Below are 25086 nucleotides of genomic sequence, written 5' to 3'. Positions count from 1 at the left end.
CGTGTGCGGCGCGTGTGCGGAACGCCCAAACTACCCGGAGTGGGTGGGAGGGCACGCGGATGGTGGCCGGTTGTGGCTGGAGTCCGACTCGTGCGGCGGTCGGGCGCGGGGGTGCCGGGTCAGTTGTCGGGGGAGCGGAGCACGCGCAGGTGGCCGCGGCGGCCGACCTCCATGGGGTCCCCGCCGCGTCCGCCGGGCTTGCCGGACTCGGCGGCGCGTTCCTGGGGGCGGGCGGCCTCGCGGACGGCGTTGGCCAGGGCCTCCAGGTCGTCGCCGCTGGGGCGGGTGGGGGCGGAACCGTCGGAGAGCCGCACGACCTCCCAGCCGCGCGGGGCGGTGAGGCGCTCGCTGTGCTGGGCGCACAGGTCGTAGCAGTGGGGCTCGGCGTAGGTGGCGAGCGGGCCGAGGACCGCGGTCGAGTCGGCATAGACGTACGTCAGTGTCGCGACGGCAGGGCGGCCGCACGCGGTGCGCGAACAGCGACGTACAGGGCTCACGACGTTGGACGGTACCGCACTCTTGAGCGGGCCGCGACGACTCTCCCCCAGGTCACTCCACCGTGTCGCGGTGTGACGTCCGCCACCCCCCTTCGAGTGGCGCCCGTTCCGACCTGCGGAGGAGGGGGCGCAAGGGGGGTGGGGCGGGGGGTGATCCGGACAGGGAAAAGCGGTATTCCGGTCAGGCGCGGCCAGATGGCCGATCGCGCGCGGGTGCCGAATCGTTCCTTGGGGCGGCCGGAATGTTCAGGTTTCGACACCGGGCGGGGGTGGAGGGGTGCCGGGGCGGGGGTGGGACGCGCCGATCGGGGGGTCCACGCCACCGTGCGGAGTGACCCAGGAGAGTTACGCTGCGTCAGTGATGGACACTCCTGTGCCGCCCGGTCAGCCCGGCCCCCCGCCCGGTTCCGGGGAGCCGTCGGTCGAGCCGCGGGTCCGCCGGCGCGACCGGCACGGCCGCGGGATGCGGGGGCCGGTCGCGCCGCCGCAGGTCCCGCTCTCCGTGAGCCGTGCGGACACCTTCCGCGATCTGGTGCTGGACTCGGTGGAGCGGCTGGAGCGGCGCTGGCCGCAGCTCCAGGACGTCGAGTTCATGATCATGGAGGTGCCGCCGGTGGTGTCGGGCGAGACCGTGCCGCTGGGCGGGTCGGTGCCAGCCGAGAAGCGGGAGCCCGCGAAGGTCGTCGTCTACCGGCGGCCGGTCGAGATCCGTTCCAAGAGCCGTGACGAGCGGGCGCTGCTGGTCCACGAGGTGGTGGTGGAGCAGGTCGCCGAGCTGCTCGGCCTCTCCCCCGAGTCGGTCGATCCCCGGTACGGGCAGGACTGACGGCCCGCCCGGGCCGGGGCTCGTACCGGGACGTCAGTCGTCGAGGACCGTCAGGTCCTGCCGGGCGGTGGGGACCTGGACGGTGCCCCGGTCGTCCACCAGCGTCTGGACGGTGAACATCGGGATGCCGTCCTCGGTGACGGTCAGGGTGCGCGCCGCGTAGACCGGTCCGCCGCCCGCGACGGGTTCGACGGTGACCGCGTAGGTGCCCTTGACGCCCTTCGGCGCGAGGTCGTCGAGGACGGTCGTGGTGCCCGCCTTGAGGGAGACGGTGCGGGTCGCGGGGCTGCCGCCCTCCGTGCCGGCCGAGGCGGTGACCTTCACCTGGGCGGCGCCCTCGGGCGCGGTGAGCGTGAGGGCGGAGCCCTTGGCGCGGTTGTCGGCGACCGTGGCGCGGTCGGTGACGGGGGCGGCGGCCGGGACGAAGGCCATCTCGGTGGCCGAGCCCTTGCCGCGGACGACCCGGAGCGCGGCCACGACCGGGACCTGCTTCTTGGGGTCGGTCGGGGTGAGCAGCAGGGAGGCGGCGGCCCCGCGGGTGAGGTCGGGCAGGTCGACGGAGGCGGTCATGCCGGACTTGACGTGCAGGGACTCGGCGGCGGTGGGGACGATCGTGCCGTTCGCGGTGACCAGCTGGATCTTCAGGTCGGCGTCGGCCTCGCCGGGGGCGAAGGCGACGAGGCGGACGCCGGTGGCGTCGCCGGGGATGCCGGGGAGGACCACGCGGGCCGCGGGGTCGGCGGAGGCGGCGAGCCAGTCGCTGCCCACGCCGTCGGCGGCGGAGCCGAGGGCGGCGCCGACGCGGCCGGTGCGGGTGGTGACGTGGGCCGTCAGGTTCTCCTGGGCGCCTTCGGCGAGGAGGGGGCCGAGGAGGACGGGGACGGTGGAGTGCGGCGGCACCTGGACGCCCTCGGGGATGGCGGTCTTCAGCTCGCCCTCGGGGCCGTACAGCTCGATGTCGGCGACGGCGAGGGTGTCGTCGGGGTTGGTGAGGTGGATGTAGTCGGCGCGGCCCTTGGCGGTGGAGGCGGCCGGGAACCAGAAGTCGGTGTCCGGGGCGGCGCAGTTCACGCCGAGGAGGCCGCGGGCGGCGCCGGCCGGGACGAGGGTGGTCTGCTGGACGGTCCAGCCGGGGGCGAGGGTGCCGGTGGCGGTGCCGGTGAGGCCGTGGCCGACGGCGCCGTCCACGGCCGCCGAGACGGGCTTGCCGGGGGCGGTGACGGAGGCGGGGGCCCGCGGGGCCTTGGCCTTCTTGCCGGCGGGGGCGCTCGGGTTCTTGGCGACGCCGAGGACGGCGGTGGGCTTGGCGGCCGCCGTGCCGGCGGCGGGGGCCGGGGCGGCCGCGGTGCCGGGCGGGGTGTAGGAGCTGATGAGCGTCTCGGCGATCTCGGAGGCGCTCGGGGCGGGGCAGAGCAGGCTGGTGCGCTCGACGGGGAGGCGGGCCGCCTTCGGCGCGGCGGCGGTGGCGGACGCGGCGGCGGGCTCGCCGGGGGCGGTCAGCGCGGCGAAGCCGGTGACCGCGGCGAGGGCGGTGGCGACCGCGATCAGGGAGAGGGTGGTGCGCTTCACTGGTTGCTGCTCCCGTCGGGACGCTGCTCGGTGTCGTGGCCCTGGCCGTCCTGCGGGTACCCGTAGTCGTAGCCGGCGGTGCCGTCGTAGGGGGCGTACGCCTGCGGGTCGTAGCCCTGGGCCTGGCCCTGGTCGTAGCCCTGGGCGGCGGGGTAGCCGCCCTGGGGGTCGTAGCCCTGGTTCGGGTCGTACCCCTGGCCCTGGTCGTAGCCGCCCTGACCCTGGCCGTAGCCCTGGTCGGGGTCGTAGCCCTGGCCCTGGTCGTAGCCCTGCTGGGGGTACGCGTACGCCTGCTGCTGGTACGGGTCGGCGTACTCCTGGGCGTAGCCCTGCTGGTCGTACGACGGGGCGTACTGCTGCTGGGCGTAGGCCGGGTCCTGGGCCCGGGCGTCCCACTCGTCGGGTTCGGCGGTCTGCTGACCAGGGAGGGGGGCGGGCTCGGCGTCGGGGGCGTCGGGACGCCCCTCGGTGCCGTCGGCCTCGGCTTCGGCCGCTTCGGCGGCGGCCTCGGCCTCGGCGGCGGCGCGCAGGCGGCGGGCGCGGCGGCCGTCCCCGTCGGTGGCCTGGGCCGGGATGGCCGTCTCCTCCTCGGGCAGGTCGTCGTCGATCTCGCGGCGGCGGCCGGGCAGGGCGAGGACCACGAGGACGACGGCGAGGCCGAGCTGGGTCCAGATCCAGACGGTGTGGGTGAAGGGCTCGTCGTAGGTGAGGTCGAGGCGGCCGCCGCCGGCGGGGAGCTGGAAGCCCTGGGCCCAGCCGTCGACGGTGGTGGGGGTGAGGGTGGTGCCGTCGAGGGTGGCGGTCCAGCCCTCGTCGGCGCGGTCGGCGATGCGCAGGACGCGGCCCGTGGGGCCCGCGGGGACGTCGGCGTGGGCCTCGACGGGGCCGGCCGGGACGGGGACGGGGAGGGCGGCCTCGGTCGTGGCGCCTGCCTTGGCGGCGGGCGGGACGATCATCACGCGGGCGATCTCGCGGTCGACCCGCCAGAGCGCGGCGCCGTCGAGCTGGCTGAGCCGGGAGAGGCCGGGGGTGGTGTCGAGGACGCGGCTCATCTGGCGCGGCGAGCCGTCCTTCACCAGCAGGTAGCGGATGGCGAAGGCGCTGAGCTCCTGGGTCTGGTCGGCGCCGGAGCCGGCGACGAGCTTGGCGACGACGGAGTCGAGGCGCGGGTCGGGCTCGGCGGTGCCGGTCAGTTCGGCGTCGCCGAGACGGGCGCCGGAGCCGCGGACCAGGGTGTAGTCGACCGCGCCGGGCGAGGTGCCGGAGAGCACCAGGGTGCGGGGCTGGTCCTCCTGGCCGCTCTCCTCGGCGACGAATGCGGGGACCTGGACGGGGTCGCGGCGGGTCAGCGGGCCGTCGGCGCCGCCGATCATCCAGCCGACGGCGGCGACGGCGGGGCCGAGTGCGCAGGCGAGGGCGATCAGGGCGGCGACGGGCTGGCGCCAGCCGAAGCCGTGGGCGGCGACGCGGGTCCGGCCGGCCTCGGCGCCGAGCATGCCGGCGGCGATGAGGGCGGCGCCGTAGACGAGGGTGGCTGGGCCGGCCCAGCCGGTGCCGCCGGCGCCGTTGGACAGGGCGCCGAAGAGGAGCCCGGCGAGGGCGGCGGTCCAGGCGGCGAGGACGGCGAGCCGGCGCTCCTCGCGCAGGAGGGCGGCGAGCGCGGCGAGGACCAGGCCGAGGAGGAGCAGTCCGCCGGTGGTGCCGGGGCCGCCGGGGCTGCTCGCGAGCAGGTCGACGGCGGAGGCGGTGCCGGTGCGCAGGTCGAGGCCGGCCTCGTGGAGGAAGGCGGCGGGGTCGGTCAGCAGGGAGAGCGACCAGGGGGCCAGGGCGAGGATCGGGGTGCCGACGGCGGCGAGGAAGCGGAGGGCGTACGCGGTGAGGTCGTCGCGGCGGACGGCGAGGACGCAGAGGCCGAGGAGGACCGCGAGCGGCCACACGATCGGGGTGAAGGCGGTGGTGACGGTGAGCAGCAGGGCGTAGGCCCAGGTGGCGCGCCAGCTGCCGCGGTCGGGGCGGTGGAAGCCGTGGGCGGCGACGGCGGCGCGGGCCGTCGGCGGGAGGAGGACGGCGAGGACCGCGGTGCCGAGCCGGCCGGTGGCGAGGGCGCCGGTGGCGGCGGGCAGGAAGGCGTAGGCGATGGCGCCCCAGGCGAGCAGGAGGCGGGAGCCGACGAGGCCGCGGGCGGAGAGGTAGGCGGTGAAGCCGGCGAGCGGGACCGAGCAGACGAGCAGCACGGTGAGCGCGGTGGAGGTGGAGCCGAGGAAGAGCGCGGAGAGCGCGGCGAGGATGCCGAGGTAGGGCGGGGCGCTCTGGGTGCCGCCGGTGCCGAGGGTGTGCCACGCGTCCGCGTAGCGGCCCCACAGGTCGGAGACGGTGTCGGGGGCGGGCAGCAGGACGCCGCCTGCGAGGGAGCCGCCGGCGAAGAGGTTGCGGCAGGCGACGAGGGAGACGACGAGGAGGAGGGCGAAGAGGACCGGGCCCGGCTTGCGGGCGATCTTCTTCAGGCGGGCGAACTGCTCGATCTCCAGGAAGTCGGCGTCGTCGCCGCCGGGGCCGGACTCGACGGCGCCGTGGCGGGAGCCGGAGTCGGAGTCGTCGGCGCCGAAGTGGGAGGCGAGCTGTTCGGCGGCGGCGCGGACGGTGGCGCCGGGCGGCGGGAAGAGGGGGCGGAGCTCGGCGGGCGGGATCTCGGGGTTCTTCCGCCGTTTGCGGGCGGCGAGGACCTTCTCGGGCCGCAGCAGGGTGGCGAGCAGGCCCATGATCTCGTCGACGGCCTGGCCGGGGGCCTTGCCGACGAGGAGGCCGAGGGTGCGCAGCACGGTGCCGACGACGAGCCGCAGCAGCACGTAGGGGAGGGCGCGGCCGGAGGAGTTGGCCAGCAGGGTGTAGACGGCGGCGGCCTTGTCGACGCGGTGCGGGCTGGCGGCGGTGCGGCCGGCGCAGTCGACGGAGCGGCGCTCGCGGGCGGACGCCTCGGCGTGCCGCAGGACGGCGTCGGGGGCGACGAGGACGCGGTGGCCGGCGGAGTGGGCGCGCCAGCAGAGGTCGACGTCGTCGCGCATGAGGGGCAGGCGGCGGTCGAAGCCGCCGAGCTCCTCGAAGACGTCGCGGCGGATCAGCATGCCGGCGGTGGAGACGGAGAGGACGGGGCGGATCTGGTCGTGCTGGCCCTGGTCCTGCTCGCGGCGGTCGAGGCCGGTCCAGCGGCGGCCGCTGCGGGCGATCGTGGTGCCGACTTCGAGGAGCTGCTTGCGGTCGTACCAGCCGCGCAGCTTGGGGCCGATGACGGCGGCGTACGCGTCGGAGTCGGCGACGCGCAGGAGTTCGGCGAGGGCGCCGGGCTCGGGGGCGCAGTCGTCGTGCAGCAGCCAGAGCCACTGGACCGGGTCGCCGTGCGGGAGTTCGGGGAGGTCGTACGCCTCGTCGTTCCAGGTCCGGCTGACGGGGTCCCAGCCGCTGGGGCGCTTGAGGTAGGGCAGGTCCTCGGGTCCGAGCAGGGGCGCGGTGCGGACGGCCTCGTCGACGGCGGCGCCGAAGCCGGTGCGGCGCGCGAGGTGCAGGACGCGGTCGGGGCCGACGGCTTCGGCGACGAGCTGTGCGGAGTCGTCGGCGCTGCCGGTGTCGGCGGCGACCACGCTCTGTACCGGGCGCTCCTGGGCGAGCAGCCCGGAGAGCGCGTCGGGCAGCCAGCGGGCTCCGTCGTGGGTGACGAGCACGGCGGTGACGACGTGCCTGGGGAACTCAGGAGTTGAGGACATCGAGCTACGGGCCCTCCGGCCGGGGTCGCCCGCGGGGGGCGTGGGGAGCGTCTCGGACGGAGGCCCACACTAACGGCTGCGGCGGGAGGGGTCCGCCCCCGTGGACGACGCCCCGTGGACGACGGGCGGGCGCGCGGAGCGGGGACGGGCCGGGGCGGCGGGGGCGGGACGGGGCCGGGCGGGGCCGGGTCCGGCGGGGGCGGAACGGGGCCTTCGGGGCGGAACGGGGCCGGGACGCGAAACGGTCCGCCTCCTGTGTCGTGCACAGGGACGGACCGTCGGGGGTCTTCGTGGGGGCCGGCGCGGGGTGGTGCGCGGGGGTCTTCGGTGGGGTCTGTTTCCGGCCGGTCGCCGGTTCAGACGGCGGCCTTCTTGAGCCGGCGCCGCTCCCGCTCGGAGAGGCCGCCCCAGATGCCGAAGCGCTCGTCGTTCTGGAGCGCGTACTCCAGGCATTCGGAGCGGACTTCGCAGGCGAGGCAGACCTTCTTGGCCTCGCGGGTCGAGCCGCCCTTCTCGGGGAAGAAGGACTCGGGATCGGTCTGGGCGCACAGCGCGCGCTCCTGCCAGCCGAGTTCCTCGTCCGCGTCCTCGACCAGCAGTTCCTGGAACAACTCGGTCATCTGCGCCCCTCGTCTGTCTGTGCGTCCCGTGATGTGGCCGTGATCGAAACGGCCGAACGACACGAGTGAAATTACAAGTTCGTGCTCTGTGCGAGTCAAGCCGAGATCTGCTATTGGGCCCCGTATTCACTCTGCGGAACCAAGCCTATGCGGAAAGTGTTCAAATCACCAAAAACGTGACACATGCCACCGGCGGATCCCGCGGTGTCGTGCCTCCGTCCAGAAGGACGTACGGGACTTGGATCTTGTTGCGATCCAGCCACGGAAGCGATCCGGATCACAGTCCGATCACGGACCGCGTCCGCCGCGGCCACGTTTACAGGCACGACTGTTGGGCCATGTTGCCTGGTCCGGGGCTGAACAAACCTTTCTCCGGGCGCTGTAACCGGATGAGGTGAAACATTACCCCCAAATCGGGCATTGAGTTGACAGTCGGATGCCCCTCCCGCCACCTTTGGTGGCATGCCAGCGACCGCAGCGCCCTCCGCGACCCACGCCCGTGGGTTCCGCAGCGCTGTCCAGGCGCGCTGTTGCTGTTGCTGTCCCAGCTGTTGATGCCATCGAGCTCCGGCTGCCTCTCCCAGCGTCACCCTGCGTCACCCGTGTCACCTCCGCGCCCTCCGGGCCGTGACCCCCCACCGCATCTTCGTTTCTGCTGAGGAACACCCCGCCCATGAACATGGACAGCGACCTTCAGATCGCCGGCGACCTCATGGAGGTCCCGCACCTGCTCCAGCCCGAGCGCGAGCACCCCGTCACCGTCGCCGAGTTCGCCGGCCTCGCCCGCGAGCTCGCCGCCGACCCCGCGCTGTGGGCCCCGCACGTCGAGTACGACGCCACCACCCGCTGGTACCACCGCCTGCGCGTCGGGCCCGGCTACGAGGTGTGGCTGCTCTCCTGGGTGCCCGGCCAGGGCAGCGGCCTCCACGACCACGGCCGGTCCTCCGGCGTCCTCACCGTCCTCCAGGGCGAGTTGACGGAGCGCACGGACCGGGGCGTGCGCACCCTGCGGCCCGGCACCCAGCGGGTCTTCGCGCCCGGGTACGTCCACGAGGTCGTCAACGACTCGCTGGAGCCCGTCGTCAGCCTCCACGTCTACTTCCCCGGCCTGACCGAGATGCCGATGCGCGAGTCCATGCACGAGGCGCTCCAGGGCCAGTGCGCCCCGGCCGCCCCGCGCCCGGTGACCGCCTGACAAACTGCGTGCATGCGCATTGTGGTTCTGGCCGGCGGCATCGGTGGTGCCCGTTTCCTTCGCGGCCTCAAGCAGGCCGTCCCGGACGCGGAGATCACGGTCGTCGGCAACACCGGTGACGACATCCATCTCTTCGGGCTGAAGGTCTGCCCCGACCTGGACACGGTGATGTACACCCTCGGCGGTGGCATCCACGAGGAACAGGGCTGGGGCCGCGAGGGCGAGACCTTCGCCGTCAAGGACGAACTGGCCGCGTACGGGGTCGGACCCGAGTGGTTCGGCCTCGGCGACAAGGACTTCGCCACCCACATCGTCCGCACCCAGATGCTCGGCGCCGGCTACCCGCTCAGCGCCGTCACCGAGGCGCTCTGCGCCCGCTGGCAGCCGGGCGTGCGGCTGCTGCCGATGTCCGACGACCGCGTCGAGACGCACGTGGCGATCGAGGTCGACGGCGAGCAGCGGGCCGTGCACTTCCAGGAGTACTGGGTGAAGCTGCGCGCCTCCGTCGACGCGAAGGCCGTCGTGGCGGTCGGCGCGGAGACCGCCGCGCCCGCGCCGGGCGTCCTGGAGGCGATCGCCGCCGCCGACGTCATCCTCTTCCCGCCGTCCAACCCGGTCGTCAGCGTCGGCACCATCCTCGCCGTGCCCGGCATCCGCGAGGCGGTCGCCGCCGCCCCGGCGCCGGTCGTCGGCCTCTCCCCCATCGTCGGGGACGCGCCGGTGCGCGGCATGGCCGACAAGGTCCTCGCGGCGGTCGGCGTCGAGTCCACGGCGGCGGCCGTCGCCCGCCACTACGGCTCCGGCCTGCTCGACGGCTGGCTGGTGGACACCGTGGACGCGGGCTCCGTCGCCGGCGTCGAGGCGGCCGGCATCGCCTGCCGGGCCGTGCCGCTGATGATGACCGACGTGGACGCCACCGCCGCGATGGCGCGGGCCGCGCTGGAGCTGGCCGAGGAGGTCCGCGGGTGACGACGGACGCGGTGCCGCCGGCGCCCTCGTACCGGGTGTGGGGACTGGCCGGGCTGCCCGAGGTGGCGCCCGGCGACGACCTGGCCAAGCTCATCGCGTCCGTCTCCCCCGGCCTGGAGGACGGGGACGTCCTGCTGGTCACCTCCAAGATCGTGAGCAAGGCGGAGGGCCGGATCGTCGCCGCCGACGACCGCGAGGAGGCCATCGACGCCGAGACGGTACGGGTGGTGGCCCGGCGCGGCACCCTCCGCATCGTCGAGAACCGGCAGGGGCTCGTCATGGCCGCGGCCGGCGTCGACGCCTCCAACACCCCGGCCGGGACCGTGCTGTTGCTGCCGGAGGACCCGGACGGGTCGGCGCGGCGGATCCGGGACGGGGTGCGCGAGGCGCTCGGCGTGGACGTCGGCGTCGTCGTCACGGACACCTTCGGACGGCCCTGGCGCGCCGGGCTGACCGACGTCGCGATCGGCGCGGCCGGCGTGCGGGTCCTGGACGACCTGCGGGGCGTCACCGACTCCCACGGCAACGAGCTGAACGTGACCGTCGTCGCCACCGCCGACGAACTCGCCGCCGCGGGCGACCTGGTGAAGGGCAAGGCCACCGGCGTGCCCGTCGCCGTCGTGCGCGGACTGCCGCACGTGGTCGGCGGGGACGAGGAGCCGGGGGCGCGGGCGCTGGTGCGCTCCGCCGCCGACGACATGTTCCGCCTCGGCACCTCGGAGGCCGTGCGCGAGGCGGTGACGCTGCGGCGGACGGTGCGGGAGTTCACCGACGACCCCGTCGACCCCGGGGCGGTACGGCGCGCGGTCGCCGCGGCCGTGACGGCACCGGCCCCGCACCACACCACCCCGTGGCGGTTCGTCCTCCTGGAGTCCCCCGCGTCGCGGCTGCGGCTGCTCGACGCGATGCGGGACGCCTGGATCGCGGACCTGCGGCGGGACGGGAAGTCGGAGGAGTCCGTCGCCAAGCGGGTGCGGCGCGGGGACGTCCTGCGGAACGCGCCCTACCTCGCCGTGCCCTGCCTCGTCATGGACGGCTCCCACCACTACGGCGACCCCCGCCGGGACGCCGCCGAGCGGGAGATGTTCGTCGTCGCGACCGGCGCGGGCGTGCAGAACTTCCTGGTCGCGCTGGCCGGTGAGCGGCTGGGCTCGGCGTGGGTGTCCTCGACGATGTTCTGCCGGGACGTCGTACGGGACGTGCTCGGGCTGCCGGAGAACTGGGACCCGATGGGGGCGGTGGCCATCGGGCGGCCCGCGCGGGAGCCCGTGGAGCGACCGGGGCGGCCCGCCTCGGACTTCGTGGTGGTGCGCTGACGCCCCGCCGCGCGGGGCCGGGCCTCAGATGCGGGTGATGTCGTTCGGCGACAGCCTGGGGGCCCGGCGGGGCGGGGTGCGGCCGCTGAGCAGGATCAGCCGGGCGGCCCGGTGCCGCTGGCCCTCGTAGGGGGCCAGGAGCTCCAGCATCGTCGAGTCGTCGGCCGTGCGGTCGCCCGCCAGGGCCCAGCCGACGATGCCGGGGAGGTGGAGGTCGCCCGTGGTGACCTCGTCCGGGGCGCCGTTGCTGCGCTGGACGGTCTCGGCGGAGGTCCAGGGGCCGATGCCGGGGATCAGTTCCAGGCGCTTGCGCGCCTCCGGGGGCGGCAGCTGCGCCGCCTCCTCCAGGCGGGGGGCCACGCGCGCGGCGCGGACGACGGTGGCGGCGCGCTTGCCGTCGACGTTGGCGCGGTGCCACTCCCAGGACGGGATCCTCGCCCAGGTGCGGGCGTCCGGCATCACGTGCAGGCCCTCGGGCGCCGGGCCCGGGGCGCGCTCGCCGTACTGGAGGACCAGGCGGCGCCAGGAGCCGTACGCCTCCGTCGTCGTGACCTTCTGCTCCAGGACGGACGGGATCAGGGACTCCAGGACCAGGCCGGTACGCGTGAGGCGGAGGCCCGGGCGGCGGCGGTGGGTCGCGAGGAGCAGCTTGTGGCGGGGGACGAAGGCGGCGGGGTCGTCCTCGGCGCCGAGGAGGGCCGGGAGGTGCGCGTCGAGCCAGCCCGCGCCCGGGCCCCAGGTGCTCGTCTCGGCCTCGGCGCCGTGCGCGCGCACGCGGAGCGTGGCGGGGCCCTCCGGGGTGCGGGTGGCGCGCCAGACCGAGCCGTCCTCGGTGACGCGGAAGGTGGGGTCGTACGGGCCCCTGCGGAGCGGTCCGAGGGTGAGGCCGAGGTCCAGGTGCTCCTGCCGCCGCTCGTCCGGGACCTGGGTGTCGCCGCCGCGGGTGGTGGTGCGGGTGGGTCTGGGTACGAAGCGACCGGCCATGCGTACGAGCGTAGCCGGGCGGGTGAGGAGCGCGGGGCGTCGCCGGCCCGGGCCGGGGGCGGTGCGGAGGGTGCGGGGGCTCGGGGCGGGCGGCGCCCTGGGGGCGTTGTGCCCACCCGTTCCGCCCCGGCGGAACGCATGCCCACAACGGGGGGGGCGGCCGGGGCGGGGGAGCGTGGGTCCCCGGGGGTTACTGGTCCGAGCTGAAGCGGACCGTGCCCGCGGGGAGGGTGGCGTCGCACCAGATGCGGATGCCGTCGCGGAGTTCGTTGTCCGGGCCCACGTGGGCGCCGTCGCCGATGACGGCGCCGGTGAGGACCGAGCGGGCTCCGATGCGGGCGCCGGCGCCGATGAGGGAGTCGGTGACGACCGCGCCGGGCTCCACGGTGGCGCCGGCCAGGAGGGTGGAGCCCGTGACGCGGGCGCCCTCGCCGACGGTGGCGTGCGCGCCGACCACCGTGCCGCCGGTCACCTTGGCGTCGGGGGCGACCCGGGCCGAGGGGAGGATCAGGCGGTCGCCGCAGCGGCCGGGGACGGCCGGGGAGGGGGCGCGGCCCAGGACCAGGTCGGCGGAGCCGCGGACGAACGCCTGCGGGGTGCCGAGGTCCAGCCAGTACGTGGAGTCGACCATGCCCTGGAGGTGGGCGCCGGCGGCGAGCAGCTCCGGGAAGGTCTCGCGCTCGACGGAGACCGGGCGGCCGGTGGGGATCGAGTCGATGACCGAGCGGCGGAAGACGTACGCGCCGGCGTTGATCTGGTCGGTGACGATCTCCTCCGGCGTCTGGGGCTTCTCCAGGAAGGCCGTCACCCGGCCCGTCTCGTCCGTGGGGACCAGGCCGAAGGCCCTCGGGTCCTCGACGCGCGTGAGGTGCAGCGAGACGTCGGCGCCGGAGTCGGCGTGCGTGGCCACCAGGGCGCGGATGTCGAGGCCGGTGAGGATGTCCCCGTTGAAGATCAGGACGGGCTCGTCCGGCCCCGAGTGCAGCCGGGAGGCCACGTTGCGTATCGCGCCGCCGGTGCCCAGCGGCTCCTCCTCCGTCACGTACTCCAGGCTCAGGCCGAGGTCGGAGCCGTCGCCGAAGTGCGGCTCGAAGACCTCGGCGAGGTAGGAGGTGGCGAGCACGATGTGCTCGACGCCGGCGGCCTTGGCCCGGGCCAGCTGGTGCGTCAGGAAGGGGACGCCGGCCGCCGGAACCATGGGCTTGGGCGTGTTGACCGTGAGCGGTCGCAGCCGGGTGCCCTTGCCCCCGACGAGGAGGATCGCCTCTGTCACGTGTCGTCTCTGCTTCCTGCTTCGGGGCCGGTCAGCGCGCCCGTCTCGGTCGTCCGTGCGATATGACCGGTCAGTTTATGCAGATGGTTGCCTCCGCGCCCCCTCATCACCGACCTTGGTACTTCGCCGAGGAGGCGCGGGCGGTGCCGAGCTTGTTGTAGAGGCGTCCTCCGGGGCAGTCCGTGGCGAAGCCGTCGCGGTGTCCGGCGATGGTGTGGAAGCGGACCTTCCGGCCCTTCTTGTAGAGGTTGCCGCCGCCCGAGACGAGGGTCTGGGTGCCCTTCGGGTCGATGCCGTGGAGCCCCAGTTTCCAGGCCGTGAGGCGGGCGACGGCGGTCACGGCGGCGGCCGACGGGGTGCTGCTGGTGAAGGTGCCGAGGACGGCGACGCCCATGCTGTTGGTGTTGAAGCCGAGGGTGTGGGCGCCGAGCACCGGCTTCGCCACTCCCCCGGCCCGGCCTTCGTAGATGTTTCCGCACTTGTCGACGGCGAAGTTGTAGCCGAAGTCACGCCAGCCGCTGCTCTTCACGTGGTAGCGGTAGATACCGCGCAGGACGGAGGGGACCTGGCCGCACGTGTAGTTGTTGCCGGTGGCGCTGTGGTGGACGAAGGCCGCCTTGATCGTCTTGGTGTAGACGAAGCCCTTCTCGCGGATCTTCTCGTCGGCGCCCCAGCCCTTGCGGGTGATGATCCTGGGGCGGGGGCCGATGTACGGCTTCTTCGCCGCGGCCTCCCGGACCGGCGCGGCGGCCGCCTGCGCGGCCGCCGCCTCGCCCGCGGCCGGCTCCGCCGCCGTCTCGTGGACGGGCGCGGCCACCGTGTCGTCCCGGGGCGCGGCCGGGACAACGGTCGCGCCGTACGGCGCCGGTCGGCTGTTCACGCCGCTCGCGGCGGCCTCGGCGGCCGTGAGGACGGCGGGCGGGGCCATCGCGCGGGTGCCGGGGGCGGGGGGCGCCGCCGGCTCCTCGCCCGGGTCGACCAGTTCGAGGCGGAGTCCGGCCGGGAGCGGGGCCGTCGCCGTACGGGCCTCCGGGGCGCGTTCCGCCGCGCCTTCCGTCGTCCCCTCCGCCGCGCCTTCCGCCGTGCCGGCCGGCGCGCCCTCCTCCGCCCGTACGCGGATCTCGACGCCGTCCGAGTCGCCGACCCAGAGCGGGGCGGTGGAGCCGCGCAGGGTGCCGGCGGCGCCCTCGGCCGACTCCGGGTCGGCGCCGTGCTCCTCGTTGTGGGTCTCGACGTCCTGCCAGGCGGACCAGACGCCGTCGGCGGTCGCGCGGGTGCGGACCTGGACGGTGCCGTGCAGCTCCGCCGCCGGGTCGTCCCAGACCACGCCGACGAGCGAGAAGGGTCTGACGTCCCGTCGGCCCAGGCCCTGCTCCCGTGCGGCGGCGCCGGGGTCGCCGAAGGAGCGTACGGAGGCGCCCAGGGGGCGGAGCGGCAGGGACTGGGTGGAGCCCGGCAGCTCGTCCTGGGCCGGTGGCAGGGCGTTCGCCGCCGGGCGCGCGGTGGCCGTCGCGGGGGCGACGAGGGTGACCGGCAGGGCGAGCGCGGCCGCGCAGGCGACGGCGATCGAGGAGGCGAGTGAGGCACGCATGGCCCGATCGTGCGGAGCCGACGGGCGGGGCGCGCGGCGGGCGGCGGCCGGAACCGGACGGCGCGTCAGGCCGACCGGAGGACACCGTCACCGGTTCGGCCCAGGGCGGCGCGCCGGCCCGCGTACCCTGTGCGGCGTGAACGCCAGCGACCGCACCCCCGCCGACCTGCTGCGATCCGCGCTCGCCGCGGACCCCGCCCGCCCTCTGGTCACCTACTACGACGACTCCACCGGTGAGCGGGTGGAATTGTCCGTCGCCACCTTCGCCAATTGGGTGGCGAAGACGGCCAACCTCCTCCAGGGCGAGCTGTCCGCCGAGCCCGGCGACCGGCTCGCGCTGCTGCTGCCCGCGCACTGGCAGACCGCCGTCTGGCTGCTCGCCTGCTCCTCCGTCGGGGTGACGGCCGAGCTGGGCGGCGATCCGGCGGACGCCGACCTGGTGGTGGCGGGGCCGGACACGCTGGAGGCGGGCCTCGCCTGCTCCGGGGAGCGGATCGCGCTCTCCCTGGCGCCGCTGGGGCGCCGCTTCCCCGCCCCGCCCGCCGGGTACGCGGACTACGCGGTCGAGGTGCCGGGCCAGGGCGACCGGTTCGCGCCGTTCGCCCCGGTGGACGCGGACGCGCCGGCCCTCGTCGTCGACGGTAAGGAACGCAGCGGCGCGCAGCTCGTCGAGCAGGCCCGGCTCGACGCCGTGCGGCTCGGGCTCGGCCCCGGCTCGCGGCTGCTGTCCGGGCTGCCGTACGAGGGCTGGGAGGGCCTGTCGGCCGGGCTGTACGCGCCCCTGGTCGCGGGCGGTTCCGTGGTGCTCTGCCGGCATGTGGGCGAACTGGCCCCGGAGGCGCTGGAGAAGCGGATCGAGAGCGAGCGGGTCACGGCCACGGCGCTCTGACGGGCGGCCGGTCCGGTCCCGGGCGGGGCGGCCGGCGCGCGGCGTTCGCGCGTCCGTCGCCTCCCTTGCACCCGTTCGGCCGATCGACGCGCCGCGTACCCGCGACCGCGCGGCGAGTCCGGTACATGATCGGCGCGGGGGGAGTCGTCTCCTCCGTACAACCCCGCGTCGGGTTCGGCCGTCTCCTTCTGCGAACGCCGGGCGCCCGACGTGCCCGAGACGCCCCGAAGGACGGACTGACGACGTGACGGACCGCGCTGGCACCCCCGCCGAACCGGACCCGGAACCGGAGCGGCAGCGGGAGCGGGAACGGGAGCAGGAGCCGCCGACGGAGCGGGGCCCGGAGCCCGCCGGCTCCGGGGACTCCGGGGGCGGGGACTCCGGGGGCGGGGACTCCCCGGATTCCCCGGAATCCGCCGACCCCGCGGACGGGGGCTCCGGCGCGCCCGCGAAGCCGCGGCGGCACTGGCTGCGGTGGACGGCGCTCGGCGTCTCGGTCGTGCTGCTCGGCGCGGCGGGGACCGGCTGGTGGTTCTACCGGAAGCTCGACGACAACATCACCACGGACACCACCGCGGCGGACGAGCTGCGCCGGTACGAGAAGGAGCGCCCGGCGGCCGTCGTGTCGGCCGCCCGGAACATCCTCCTGATCGGCTCGGACACCCGCTCCGGCGAGGGGAACCGCGAGTACGGCCGGGACAAGGGAACCCAGCGCTCGGACACCGTGATCCTGCTGCACCTGTCGGCCGACGAGTCGGGCGCCACGGCCGTGTCGATCCCCCGCGACCTGATGGTGACGATCCCGAGCTGCGCCAGGACCGAGGGCGGCGGCCGGACCCGGGAGCAGCAGGCGCAGTTCAACTGGTCGTTCGAGTGGGGCGGGACGGCGTGCACGATCCGTACCGTCGAGAAGCTGACCGGGATCCGGGTCGACCACCACATGGTGATCGACTTCCGGGGCTTCAAGAAGATGGTGGACGCGGTGGACGGGGTCGAGGTCTGCCTCAAGGAGCCGGTGGACGACAGCGACGCCAAGCTGAAGCTGCCGGCGGGCCGGCAGACGCTGGACGGGGAGCAGGCGCTGGGCTTCGTCCGGGCCCGGAAGTCGCTGGGGAACGGCAGCGACACCGAGCGGATGGACCGGCAGCAGATGTTCCTGGGCGCGCTCGTCAACAAGGTGCAGAGCGACGGGGTGCTGTTGAACCCGGCGAAGCTGTATCCGGTGCTCGACGCGGCGACCAAGTCCCTCACCACGGACCCGGGGCTCGACTCGCTGCGGGACCTGTACGACCTGGCGCGGACGATGCGGGCCATCCCGACGGAGAAGGTCCAGTTCCTGACGGTGCCGCGGCGGCCCTACGCGTACAACGCGAACCGGGACGAACTGGTGCAGCCCGCCGCGAGCGAGCTGTTCCGGCAACTGCGCGAGGACAGACCGGTCGTGGTGAGGAAGGCGGAACCGGACGAGGGTGCGGACGCATCCTCCGACGGGAAGCCCGACGACGCGGACACTCCGGTGCCGAGCGGGACGCCCACCTTCACGGGGCGGAACGCGGCCGAAGGGGTGTGTGCGTAGCGGCACGGGGGGCCGATGGGTAAAGCGGGGCCCAAGGGAGGGGCGGAGGGCGATGTGGTTTGAGCAAAAATGCCCGGTTGTAAGGGCCGTGGAATTTGTCACTGACGTCGCCCCGCGCTGAACTGGGCGGATAGTGTGACGCGATCCGGTGCACCCCGACCGCGTGGTCGCACTCAGCCAAGGATCGAACGACCGAGTGGCGCCCTCAGGGGGAGGCGCCCCGCGTGGCACCGACGGAGGACAGGAACCGTGGACGCGCACAGCCGTGGACGGGCGGACGAGATCGACCCCGCCGACCAGTGGGTGCTCAACCCGCAGACCGGCAACTACGAACTGCGACTGGACCACTCCGCTGGGCAGTCGCCGACCGCGGGGTCCCGTTCCGGTAGCACCGGTTCCGGTACCACCGGTCCCAGTACCCGCTCCGCGGCCCGGCCAACCGCCCCGGCCGAGAATCCCGTTCCCGGCCAGCGGCGGCGCCGCCCGGCCGACCAGGACGGGCAGGACGCCGCCGCGGGCCCGGCCCGCGGCGGACGCGTGCCGCCGCAGAGCCGCCGCAAGCGCAAGCAGGGCGCCAGCCGCAAGAAGAAGGTCCTGCTGTGGACCGGCGGCACGATGGCCTTCGTCCTCGTGGGCGGGGCCGTCGGCGTGTACGCCCTCTACAACAAGCTCAACAACAACATCGAGGTCGTCGAGGTCGTCGGCAAGAACAAGAGCGCCGGCTTCCGCAAGGGCGAGGCGTTCAACATCGTCCTCATCGGCACCGACAAGCGGACCGGCGCGGGCAACGGGGGCTACGGCGACAAGAACAGCCCCGGCCACGCCGACACCACGATCCTCTTCCACGTCTCCAAGGACCGGACGAACGCCACCGCGCTCTCCATCCCGCGCGACCTGAAGACGAACATCCCCGAGTGCCAGACCAAGGTCGGCAACGAGATCAAGACGATCCCCGCCGAGTCCGACGTCCGCTTCAACGTGAGCCTCGGCCAGAGCGGCCGCGACCCCGGCTGCGTCATGCGCACCGTGGAGGAGCTGACGGGCGTCGAGGTCGACCACTTCATGATGGCCGACTTCAACGCCGTCAAGGAGATGACGACGGCCGTCGGCGGGGTGAAGGTCTGCGTCGAGAAGGCCGTCGACGACCCCAAGTCGCACCTGAAGCTGCCGGCCGGCGAGTCGGTCGTCCAGGGCGAGCAGGCCCTCGCCTTCGTCCGCACCCGGCACAGCTTCGGCAACGAGAGCGACCTCGACCGCATCAAGGTCCAGCAGCAGTTCCTCGGCTCGATGATCCGTCAGATGAAGTCCGACGACACGCTGACCGACCCGACCAAGCTGTACGACCTGGCGAACGCGGCGACCAACGCGCTCACCGTCGACTCGGGGATAGGGTCGCTCACCAAGCTCCAGGGCCTGGCGGGCGAGCTGGCCTCGGTCGACACCAAGAACATCGCCTTCGCGACGCTGCCGGTCATCGACAACCCCGCCGAGAAGATCAAGGCGACGGTCGTCCCGCACCCGACCAAGGCGCCGCAGCTCTTCGCGATGCTGCAGAGCGACACCTCGCTCACCGAGGTGAAGAAGAAGGAGCAGGCCGCCAAGAGCGCCCAGGCGAAGGCCCAGGCGGCGCTCCTGGAGGGCGAGCGGGCCCCGTCCGCCGAGGTCCGCGTCGACGTCTACAACGGCAGCGGCATCCAGGGCGCGGCCCAGTCGACCCTCAACTGGCTCCAGAACGAGCAGGGCGTCCTTCGCTCCACCAACAAGAGCAACGCCCCCGAGAAGGCGGCGAAGACGACCCTGGAGTACGGGCCGAACCAGGCCGACCAGGCCCGCGCGCTCGCGGACATGATGGGCCTGCCGGCGACGGCGCTCAAGAAGGGAACCGTCGACGCCGCGGAGCGCGAGCCCATGACGCTCGTCCTCGGCGCCGACTTCAAGGGCGCGGGGGTGCCCATCACCGGACCGGCAAAGGCGCCGAAGGATCTGGGAGAAGTAGCAGCGGACAAGCAGGTGTGCGCGAAGTGACCCGGAAACACCGGAGTCCGGCGCACGCCTGACCGAAGAGGGGACCTGGGGTGGGACAGAACAGCGTGCGACGGGAGGGGACGCAGCCAAGCGTTCCGCACGCCCGAGAACGGGGCTGGGACGACGAGCTGCACGGCGCGGGTGAGGCCACCGGCGCCGGCGGCGGGTCGACCACGTCCGTACCGGCTCCGGCCGGTCGTGCCGCGCGACGGCGCGGCGCGACCGGATCCGGTGACGGCGGCGGCGACGGGACGGCCGCGTCCGGTGCCGGCGGCCGCGCGGCCGCGCGCAAGCAGGCCAAGAAGGCCGGCAAGCGGAAGGTGCTGCGCTGGTCGGCGATCGCGGTGTCGGTGGTGATACTCGGGACGGCCGGCGCCGGTTACGCGTACTACCAGCACCTGAACAACAACATCCAGGGCGGCGTCCGCGCGGGCGGCGACAGCGGGGTGAAGAAGGCCGCGCCGAACGCGCTGGGCGACACCCCGCTGAACATCCTGCTGATCGGCTCGGACAGCCGGGCCTCGGCCGCGAACGTCGCCCTGGGCGGCGGCAAGGACCTGAAGGACGACAAGCCCCGGGCCGACGTGCAGATGCTGCTGCACGTCTCCGCCGACCGGCAGAACGCCTCGCTGATATCGATCCCGCGCGACACCGTGGTCCCGATCCCGGAGTGCCGGAGCGAGGACGGCAAGGAGACCTTCCCGGCCACCACGAACCAGCCCATCAACTCCACGCTGGCACGCGGTGGTCCGGGCTGCACGCTCACCACCTGGGAGACCCTGACCGGCGCCTACATCGACCACTGGATGATGGTCGACTTCGCGGGCGTGGTCGCCATGGCCGACGAGGTCGGCGGCGTCCCGGTCTGTGTGAAGACCGGCGTCTGGGACAAGTCCAACGCGATCGTGAAGGGCGGCTCCGGGCTCAAGCTGCCCGAGGGCACCCACGAGGTCCAGGGCGAGCAGGCCCTCCAGTGGCTGCGCACCCGGCACGCCTTCGGCAGCGACCAGAACCGCGCCAAGGCCCAGCACATGTACCTCAACGGCATGCTGAAGAAGCTCCAGCAGCAGAACGCCTGGACCGACACCGGCCGGCTGATGGGCCTGGCGGAGACCGGCACCGAGGCGATCAAGGTGTCCGACGAGATCAAGAGCGTCGCCAAGCTGTTCGAGCTCGGCATGCAGCTGAAGAACGTCAAGGTGGACCGGCTCTCGACGATCACCATCCCGACGAAGGAGTACCCGGCGCGGCCGAAGGAGTGGCTGGAGCCGCTGGCGTCGAGCGAGAAGATCTGGAGCATGCTCCGGGAGGACGTCGCCATGGACAAGAACGGCGACAAGGCCCCCGCCAAGGGCAAGCCGGCGTCCGCGAAGCCGAAGAAGACGGCCGCCGCCCCCGCCTCGCTCGCCGTCACGGTCGTCAACGGCACCGACGGCAACGGCGAGCCGGCCGTGGAGGGCCGGGCCAAGACCATCGCCACCGCCCTCCAGGAGAAGGGCTTCACGGAGGCCGTCTCCGCCCAGGAGGGCAAGCCCGGCAAGGGCACGGTCATCGTCTACCCGAAGGCCTCGGGCGACCAGGGCCGGGCCGACGCCGAGTCCGTGGCGACGGCGCTCGGGCTGCCGCCGTCCACCGTCCGCGCGGACGCCGCCGCCGAGGGCATCGTGCTGACCGTGGGCGCGGACTGGCGCGAGGGCACCACCTACGAGAAGAGCCAGGACAAGGCCGGCGACCTGCCGGAGGGCGCCAGCGACAAGGCGGAGTGCATGGACGTGTACTCGGTCTACAAGTGGGACGGGAAGAGCTGACCCGCTCCCCCGCGTGAGACGGCGGCGGCCGGGCCCCTCGTGGTGAGGGACCCGGCCGCCGCCGTGCGTTCGAGCGGGCTCGGACCGTCCCGGTCTCGCCCGTCCCCTCCAGGAGGCGGACGGCGGTGGCGATGTGGTTCGGCGACAGCGTGCCGTGCCCGTCGACGCGGACGACGGTCGGACGGCGGGACGCCTCGGTCGCGGCGTCGAGGGCGGCGGGCGGCCGGCCCGTGGGGGGAGCACGGTGGGGACCCGGGGGCCTCGCGCACCGGCTCTGCGGCGATCTCGTCCGTGCGGTCCGTGGACGGGCCCGGCGCGATCACCACCTCCGTCTCGCCGTCGTGCTCCCGCTCCGGGATGTGGCGGACCGCGGCGCGCGGATGCCGCTCCTCGTCGGGGACCGGCATGATCGCGGATACGGGGGGTGCGGCGTTCATCAACGGGTCGCGTTACCGCGAATGGGGGACAGCGACGCGCCCCGCCGGGGCCGGTGACCCTACCGGCTCATCGTATGGGCCTACGGTGCTCACGGCCCCCTGTCCCCGCAAGCCCCGTCGTCACCCGGTCCCACCCGCGGAGGTGTCCGCCCGTGCCCCCACCGCCCCGCACGCCCCGTCCGCCCCGCACGCCGGGTGCTCCGGGCCGTCCGCCGATCCCCCGGCGGCGCGGTCCCGCCCCGGCGCGCCGAGCACGGCGGCGCCCCCGCTGGGGGATGCGGATGGCGACCGCGCTGTCCGTGGTGGTGCTGGCGGCCGGCGGGATCGGGCACGCGGTGGTCACCGGCCTGGACACCGGGATCACCCGGGTCGACCCCTTCAAGGACATGAAGAACCGGCCGCAGGCGGGCACCGGCATGAACGTGCTCGTCGTCGGCACCGACGGGCGCGACCGGATCACCGCCGAGGAGAAGAAGAAGTACCGGCTGGGCGGGGCGCCCTGCCACTGCACGGACACCGTGCTGCTGGTGCACATCTCGGAGGACCGGGAGCGGGCGAGCGTCGTCTCGCTGCCCCGGGACTCGTACGCCGAGCTGCCCGAGCACACCGACCAGAACAGCGGCGAGAAGCACCGGGCGCACCCCGTGAAGCTGAACGCCGCCTACGCGGAGGGCGGGCCCGCGCTGACCGTGCGGACGGTGGAGGCGATGACCCGGGTCAAGATCGACCACTACCTGGAGGTCGACTTCACCAGCTTCATGCGGACGGTGGACGCGGTCGGCGGGGTGCAGATCTGCACGACGAAGCCGGTGCGGGACTCCTACACGGGGCTCCGGCTGGCGGCCGGCACCCACGAGCTGGACGGCGGGCAGGCGCTCCAGTACGTGCGCTCCCGGCACATCGACGGGGCCGCGGACATCGGGCGGATGCAGCGGCAGCAGAAGTTCCTGGCGGCGCTGGTGGACCGGCTGACCAGCGGCGGGGTGCTGTTCAACCCGGTGCGGTTCCGGGAGGTGGCGACGACCCTGCTCGGGTCGGTCCGGGCCGACGAGGAGTTCGGCACGGACCAGCTGCTGGCGCTGGCCAAGGCGATGCGGGGCTTCACGCCGGCGTCGTCGGAGTTCGTGTCCGTGCCGATCGGCGACATGGACTTCCCCGTGAAGGGGATCGGGTCGACGGTGAAGTGGGACGCGGAGAAGGCGCAGAAGCTGTTCGCCGCCCTGCGGGAGGACCGGGCGCTGGCCTCGCGGCCGGAGCCGGCCGCCGAGCGGAAGGCGAAGGCGGTCGTCGTGGACGTGGCTCCGCGGACGATCCGGGTGCAGGTCTACAACGGGACGCGGATCGACGGGCTGGGCCGGAAGGTCGACGACGCGCTGCGCGGGACGGGCTTCGACACGACGCGGACCCCGATGACCGGGGCGGGGGGCGAGCGGAAGCGGACGGTCGTCGAGTACGACCCGCGCTGGGACCGGTCCGCGAAGTCCCTCGCCGCCGCCCTGCCGGGAGCCGAGCTGAAGCCGGTGCCGGGGCGGGGCGGGACGCTGCGGGTGACCGTGGGCGCCGACTACGACGGCGTCACGGCGGTGCGGGCGGAGACCGCGCCGGTGCGCGGGCCCTTCGAGGCGGTGACCGGGGACCAGGTGGTGTGCCCGTAGCGCCCGGTGCCCGCCCCGGCGCCGCGGTCAGTCGGTGTAGCCCTCGGCGGCCCGGCGCTCGCGCAGCTCCTTGATGGCCTGGCGGCGGGCCAGGCGGTGGGTGCGGCGGATCTGGGCCTCCTGGTAGCGGCGCTTGTCGCGCTCGGTCTCGGGGAGGACCGGCGGGACCGTGCGGGGCTTGCCGTCGCCGTCCACGGCGGCGAAGACGAGGTACGCGGAGCCGACCTGGGTGGCGGGGGTGGTGTCGTTCCAGCGCTCGGCCATCACGCGGACGCCGACCTCCATGGAGGAACGGCCGGTCCAGTTCACCTGGGCCTTCACGTGGAGGAGGTCGCCGACGCGGACGGGCTCCAGGAAGACCATCTCGTCCATGGAGGCGGTGACGGCCGGGCCGCCGGAGTGGCGGCCGGCGACGGCGCCGGCCGCGTCGTCCACCAGCTTCATGATCACGCCACCGTGCACGGTGCCGAGGAGGTTGGTGTCGTGGCTGGTCATGATGTGGCTGAGGGTGGTGCGGGAGGCCGAGGTGGGCTTGCCCGGGATGTGGCCCTGATCTGTCATGTCCTCCACCTTATGCCGGGTTTCGGCGTCGTCCGCTTTGCATCAGCTTCGCAACAGCACCGGTCCTATTTTCCACCCGCCCTGTCGCCCGGAAAGCGGAGACCGGCACACTGGTCCGCATGAATGAGTGGCCTGAGCAGCCCGAGGGCGCCCGCCCCATGCGGCACGTGCAGAGACGACCGCAGGGACAGCAGTCCCCGCAGTACCGGCAGGGGTACGAGCAGGGGCAGGCGTACGACCAGGGCCAGGGGTACGACCAGGGCCAGGGCCAGGGTCAGGGGTACGACCAGGGCCAGGGGTACAACCCGAACTTCACTCAGGCCCGGGCCACGGGGTACGACTCCGGCTACAGCTCCGGGCAGGTCTACGGCGGCCCGCAGGGCGGCGGCCACGGTTCCGGCGGTCCGGGGGGACCCTCCGGCCCGGGCACCCGCCCCACCGGTCCCGCGCCGGACTGGCGCAAGCGGATCAAGATCGGCTCCATCGTGCTGGTCGTCGGCGTCCTCGCGTGGGGCGTCGGCACGTACGCGTGGGCCAGCTCGCAGATGCGCAACGAGGTCGACCTCTCCAAGGTGATCGAGCGGCCCGCCGAGGGCGACTGCACGACGTACCTGATCGTCGGTTCCGACAGCCGCGAGGGCATGACGGCCGAGGACAAGAAGAAGCTGCACACCGGTTCCGCCGAGGGCAAGCGGACCGACTCGATGATGATCCTCGCGGCCTGCTCCAGCGGGAACACGATGGTCTCGCTGCCCCGTGACTCCTGGGTGACGATCCCGAACTTCGTCGGCTCCGAGTCCGGCAAGGCGTACCCGGCGCGCGGCGGCTCCAAGCTGAACGCGGCCTACGCGATGGACGGGCCCGAGCTGCTGGTCCGCACGGTGGAGTTCAACACCGGGCTGCGGATCGACCACTACGCGGAGATCGGCTTCGCCGGCTTCGCGAACATCGTGGACGCGCTCGGCGGCGTCGAGCTGAACATCGACAAGGGCTTCAAGGACAAGAAGTCGGGCGCCGACTTCCAGGCCGGCAAGCAGACCCTCAACGGCGAGCAGGCCCTCGCCTTCGTCCGCACCCGGTACGCCTTCGCCGAGTCGGACCTCGCGCGGACCAAGAACCAGCAGAAGTTCCTGTCCGCGCTGGCGAACCAGGCGGCGACGCCGGGCACGATCCTCAACCCGTTCGCGCTGTACCCGACCCTCGGCGCCGGTCTCGACACGCTGATCGTCGACAAGGACATGTCCCTGTGGGACCTGGGGCAGATGTTCTTCGCCATGAAGGGCATCAGCGGCGGCGACGGCAAGTCCATGAACATGCCGATCGCGGGCAGCGCGCCGCAGGGCTCCCTCAAGTGGGACATGCCCAAGGTGAAGCAGCTGGTGGAGCAGATCAAGAACGACGAGAAGGTCACCGTCGAGTCGAACCGGTGACCTTCCCCGCCCGTGGCCTCCCGGAGGGGGCCACGGGCGTCCCCGCCGGACCTACGGGAGGTTGCGGGCCATGACGATGCGCTGGACCTGGTTGGTGCCTTCGTAGA

At 74.0% G+C, this 25086-nt stretch carries 18 protein-coding genes and 1 pseudogene; 10 read left to right on the top strand and 9 right to left on the bottom strand.

Annotated elements, in window-relative coordinates; genetic code table 11:
- Positions 1-119 precede the first annotated feature (119 nt).
- Complete coding sequence (locus tag IE321_RS30365) at positions 120-548, bottom strand: DUF3499 domain-containing protein (RefSeq protein ID WP_079022549.1); 429 nt, start codon at positions 546-548, stop codon at positions 120-122.
- Between the two features lie 310 nt (positions 549-858).
- Between IE321_RS30365 and IE321_RS30360 the strand changes: the two genes are divergently transcribed.
- Positions 859-1323: a metallopeptidase family protein gene (locus IE321_RS30360; RefSeq protein ID WP_043232585.1), complete on the top strand. Its 465-nt coding sequence runs from the start codon at positions 859-861 to the stop codon at positions 1321-1323.
- Between the two features lie 33 nt (positions 1324-1356).
- Here the strand turns inward: IE321_RS30360 and IE321_RS30355 are convergent, their stop codons facing one another.
- The 3 genes from IE321_RS30355 to IE321_RS30345 form a co-directional block, all read right to left on the bottom strand.
- On the bottom strand, positions 1357-2892 hold the full coding sequence (locus tag IE321_RS30355; protein WP_190225235.1) for a DUF5719 family protein: 1536 nt from the start codon (positions 2890-2892) through the stop codon (positions 1357-1359).
- The gene (locus IE321_RS30350) at positions 2889-6650 is read right to left on the bottom strand and encodes a glycosyltransferase (RefSeq protein ID WP_190225234.1); all 3762 of its coding nucleotides are present in this window, start codon (positions 6648-6650) and stop codon (positions 2889-2891) included. The genes IE321_RS30355 and IE321_RS30350 overlap by 4 nt, the downstream gene beginning before the upstream one ends.
- Before the next feature lie 356 nt (positions 6651-7006).
- Entirely contained in the window at positions 7007-7270 is a 264-nt protein-coding gene (locus tag IE321_RS30345; RefSeq protein ID WP_015033978.1) for a WhiB family transcriptional regulator, read from the bottom strand.
- A gap of 673 nt (positions 7271-7943) precedes the next feature.
- On the opposite strand from IE321_RS30345, the gene IE321_RS30340 reads away from it, so the two are divergent.
- The 3 genes from IE321_RS30340 to IE321_RS30330 are packed head-to-tail and all read left to right on the top strand — an operon-like array spanning position 7944 to position 10750.
- Positions 7944-8465 carry a cysteine dioxygenase gene (locus IE321_RS30340; protein ID WP_043232608.1) on the top strand — a complete coding sequence of 174 codons (522 nt, stop codon included), beginning with the start codon at positions 7944-7946 and terminating at the stop codon, positions 8463-8465.
- Positions 8466-8477: 12 nt separating this feature from the next.
- Positions 8478-9434, top strand: coding sequence for a 2-phospho-L-lactate transferase (gene cofD / locus IE321_RS30335; RefSeq protein WP_043232607.1), 957 nt, complete (start codon positions 8478-8480; stop codon positions 9432-9434).
- The gene (locus tag IE321_RS30330; protein WP_043232604.1) at positions 9431-10750 is read left to right on the top strand and encodes a coenzyme F420-0:L-glutamate ligase; all 1320 of its coding nucleotides are present in this window, start codon (positions 9431-9433) and stop codon (positions 10748-10750) included. Before cofD ends, IE321_RS30330 begins: the two co-directional genes overlap by 4 nt.
- 24 nt (positions 10751-10774) lie before the next feature.
- On the opposite strand, the gene IE321_RS30325 is transcribed toward IE321_RS30330, so the two are convergent.
- From IE321_RS30325 to IE321_RS30315, 3 genes are all read right to left on the bottom strand, one after another.
- Positions 10775-11734 (bottom strand): DNA-3-methyladenine glycosylase family protein, encoded by a 960-nt coding sequence (locus IE321_RS30325; protein ID WP_190225233.1) that lies wholly within the window; start codon positions 11732-11734, stop codon positions 10775-10777.
- Between the two features lie 190 nt (positions 11735-11924).
- On the bottom strand, positions 11925-13007 hold the full coding sequence (gene manB, locus IE321_RS30320; RefSeq protein WP_043232073.1) for a mannose-1-phosphate guanylyltransferase: 1083 nt from the start codon (positions 13005-13007) through the stop codon (positions 11925-11927).
- 106 nt (positions 13008-13113) lie between these two features.
- Complete coding sequence (locus tag IE321_RS30315) at positions 13114-14598, bottom strand: N-acetylmuramoyl-L-alanine amidase (RefSeq protein WP_190225232.1); 1485 nt, start codon at positions 14596-14598, stop codon at positions 13114-13116.
- Positions 14599-14734: 136 nt separating this feature from the next.
- On the opposite strand from IE321_RS30315, the gene IE321_RS30310 reads away from it, so the two are divergent.
- The 4 genes from IE321_RS30310 (at position 14735) to IE321_RS30295 (ending at position 20896) form a co-directional block, all read left to right on the top strand.
- Entirely contained in the window at positions 14735-15487 is a 753-nt protein-coding gene (locus tag IE321_RS30310; protein WP_043232069.1) for a TIGR03089 family protein, read from the top strand.
- A gap of 244 nt (positions 15488-15731) precedes the next feature.
- Positions 15732-17063: an LCP family protein gene (locus IE321_RS30305; protein WP_226651592.1), complete on the top strand. Its 1332-nt coding sequence runs from the start codon at positions 15732-15734 to the stop codon at positions 17061-17063.
- 249 nt (positions 17064-17312) lie between these two features.
- Positions 17313-19088: an LCP family protein gene (locus tag IE321_RS30300; RefSeq protein ID WP_043232062.1), complete on the top strand. Its 1776-nt coding sequence runs from the start codon at positions 17313-17315 to the stop codon at positions 19086-19088.
- 50 nt (positions 19089-19138) lie between these two features.
- Positions 19139-20896 carry an LCP family protein gene (locus IE321_RS30295; protein WP_190225231.1) on the top strand — a complete coding sequence of 586 codons (1758 nt, stop codon included), beginning with the start codon at positions 19139-19141 and terminating at the stop codon, positions 20894-20896.
- A 97-nt stretch (positions 20897-20993) separates the two neighbouring features.
- Here IE321_RS30295 and IE321_RS42275 read toward each other — a convergent pair.
- Positions 20994-21333 (bottom strand): annotated as a pseudogene (locus tag IE321_RS42275) (glycosyltransferase family protein); the annotation flags it as partial.
- A gap of 152 nt (positions 21334-21485) precedes the next feature.
- On the opposite strand from IE321_RS42275, the gene IE321_RS30290 reads away from it, so the two are divergent.
- Complete coding sequence (locus IE321_RS30290) at positions 21486-22988, top strand: LCP family protein (RefSeq protein ID WP_443732456.1); 1503 nt, start codon at positions 21486-21488, stop codon at positions 22986-22988.
- A gap of 27 nt (positions 22989-23015) precedes the next feature.
- Here IE321_RS30290 and IE321_RS30285 read toward each other — a convergent pair whose 3' ends face one another.
- Complete coding sequence (locus tag IE321_RS30285) at positions 23016-23549, bottom strand: acyl-CoA thioesterase (RefSeq protein ID WP_043232059.1); 534 nt, start codon at positions 23547-23549, stop codon at positions 23016-23018.
- Positions 23550-23668: 119 nt separating this feature from the next.
- Between IE321_RS30285 and IE321_RS30280 the strand changes: the two genes are divergently transcribed.
- Entirely contained in the window at positions 23669-24979 is a 1311-nt protein-coding gene (locus IE321_RS30280; protein ID WP_190225230.1) for an LCP family protein, read from the top strand.
- Positions 24980-25086: the final 107 nt, after the last annotated feature.

This window comes from Streptomyces hydrogenans, from assembly GCF_014656075.1.
Lineage (GTDB): Bacteria > Actinomycetota > Actinomycetes > Streptomycetales > Streptomycetaceae > Streptomyces > Streptomyces hydrogenans.
This window is presented reverse-complemented; position numbering and strand designations above follow the sequence as displayed.

Coding starts and splice junctions, on each gene's coding strand:
- IE321_RS30360 (WP_043232585.1), top strand. CDS start 859: ATGGACACTCCTGTGCCGCCCGGTCAGCCCGGCCCCCCGCCCGGTTCC.
- IE321_RS30350 (WP_190225234.1), bottom strand. CDS start 6,650: ATGTCCTCAACTCCTGAGTTCCCCAGGCACGTCGTCACCGCCGTGCTC.
- IE321_RS30345 (WP_015033978.1), bottom strand. CDS start 7,270: ATGACCGAGTTGTTCCAGGAACTGCTGGTCGAGGACGCGGACGAGGAA.
- IE321_RS30340 (WP_043232608.1), top strand. CDS start 7,944: ATGAACATGGACAGCGACCTTCAGATCGCCGGCGACCTCATGGAGGTC.
- cofD (WP_043232607.1), top strand. CDS start 8,478: ATGCGCATTGTGGTTCTGGCCGGCGGCATCGGTGGTGCCCGTTTCCTT.
- IE321_RS30325 (WP_190225233.1), bottom strand. CDS start 11,734: ATGGCCGGTCGCTTCGTACCCAGACCCACCCGCACCACCACCCGCGGC.
- IE321_RS30315 (WP_190225232.1), bottom strand. CDS start 14,598: ATGCGTGCCTCACTCGCCTCCTCGATCGCCGTCGCCTGCGCGGCCGCG.
- IE321_RS30285 (WP_043232059.1), bottom strand. CDS start 23,549: ATGACAGATCAGGGCCACATCCCGGGCAAGCCCACCTCGGCCTCCCGC.
- IE321_RS30280 (WP_190225230.1), top strand. CDS start 23,669: ATGAATGAGTGGCCTGAGCAGCCCGAGGGCGCCCGCCCCATGCGGCAC.